At 69.9% G+C, this 1,699-nt stretch carries 2 protein-coding genes; both read right to left on the reverse strand.

Annotated features, from left to right (window positions below; all coding sequences use genetic code 11):
• The coding region (locus tag KZA10_RS14260; RefSeq protein WP_256934885.1) for a folylpolyglutamate synthase/dihydrofolate synthase family protein at positions 1–860 on the reverse strand (860 nt) is incomplete at its 3' end.
• A partial coding sequence (locus KZA10_RS14265; RefSeq protein ID WP_256934886.1) for a DUF5915 domain-containing protein occupies positions 857–1,699 on the reverse strand: 843 nt, incomplete at its 5' end. The genes KZA10_RS14265 and KZA10_RS14260, both read right to left, overlap by 4 nt.

Below are 1,699 nucleotides of genomic sequence, written 5' to 3' on the forward strand. Positions count from 1 at the left end.
GCCCCGCCGATGAGCGACTCGACGGCGGCGACGGCGAGAGCGGCGTTGTGCCCCTGGTGCGCGCCGTAGAGCGGGAGGTACTCCTCGGCGTACTCCCCCGCCAGGCCGCGGATCGTGAGCAGCTGCCCACCGACCGCGAGCTTCTGCTCGGTGAGACCGAACTCCTCGCCCTCGAAGGCGATGGTCGCGTTGCGCTCCGCCGCCACCCGACGCAGCACCTCGGCCGCCTCTACGGGCTGCTGGGCCGACACCACGGCCGCGCCCTCCTTGATGATGCCGGCCTTGACCTCGGCGATCTCGGCGATCGTGCTGCCGAGACGGTCGGCGTGGTCGATGTCGATCGGGGCGAACACCGCCACGTCACCATCGGCCGTGTTCGTGGAATCCCACTCGCCGCCCATGCCGACCTCGAGCACCAGCACGTCGATCGGCGCGTCGGCCACTGCGACGAACGCCAGCACGGTCAGCAGCTCGAAGAACGTCAGCGGAGCGTCGCCGGCTGCCTCGAGCTCGGCGTCGACGATGTCGACGAACGGCTCGATCTCGTCCCACGCGTCCGCCACCGCCTCGTCGGCGATCGGCTCGCCGTCGATCATGATGCGCTCGGTGAAGCGCTCCAGGTGGGGACTCGTGAACAATCCGGTGCGCAGATCGTGCGCCCGCAACAGGCTCTCGATCATCCGCGCGGTCGACGTCTTGCCGTTCGTGCCCGTGATGTGCACAACGCGGTAGGTGCGCTGCGGGTCGTCGAGGAAGGCGAGGATGCGGGCGGTGCGCTCCTTGCGGGGCTGCACCCAGCGCTCTCCCGCGCGGCTCAGAAGGGCTTCGTAGACGGCATCGGCCCGGTCGGCGGCGCTCATGCTGCTGCTCCCCTCCTGGTGACGGCGATCGTGAAGTCACCGGCGTTCGCATAGGTACCGGCGGGGATGACGACGGAGAACTCGGGCGTCACTGCCGCGGCGGCGGCGAGCACCGTCCCGTGTCCGAAGATCGAGTCGCCCTGCGCGTCGATCACGAAATACTCCTCGGCCAGGGTCTCCGCCGCGATCCCGGCGAGGTCGAAGGCGGAGACGACAGCCGCGGTGTCCACGTCGTCCTGGAATCGGAGCACCAGCTGGATGCGATCGCTGACGTCGAAGTCGGCGTTCTTGCGGGTCTCCTGCACGGCGCGGATCACATCCCGGGCGAGCCCCTCAGCTTCCAGCTCCGGGGTCGTCGTCGTGTCGAGCAGCACGAAGCCGCCGGTGGGGACGATGGCGAGAGCCTCTCCCTCCGGGCGGCCCGTGGTCTCGAGCACGAGCTCGTACTCCGAGGGTTCGAGCACGATGCCGCCCGCGGTCACGACACCGGACACCTCGCTCCAGTCGCCCGAACGCGCAGCCTGGATCGCCTTCTGCACGTCCTTGCCCAGACGCGGCCCCGCCGCGCGGGCGTTGACGCTGAGGCGGTGGGCGATGCCGTACTCCGTCGCCGTGTCATCGGCGAGCGGGACGAGCTCCACCGACTTCACGTTTAGCTCCTCGCGGAGGATGTCCTCGAACTGGCCGAGCGACGCCGCCAGCGGCGAGACCACGGTGAAGCGGGCGAGCGGGAGACGCACGCGCAGCTTCTCCTTCTTGCGCAGAGCATTGCCGACGCTCGACAGCTCGCGTACCGCGTCCATCGCGTCGCGGATCTCGTCCGCCGCCGGGAACTGCGC

Source organism: Microbacterium sp. BF1 (assembly GCF_019279095.1).
GTDB lineage: Bacteria > Actinomycetota > Actinomycetes > Actinomycetales > Microbacteriaceae > Microbacterium > Microbacterium maritypicum.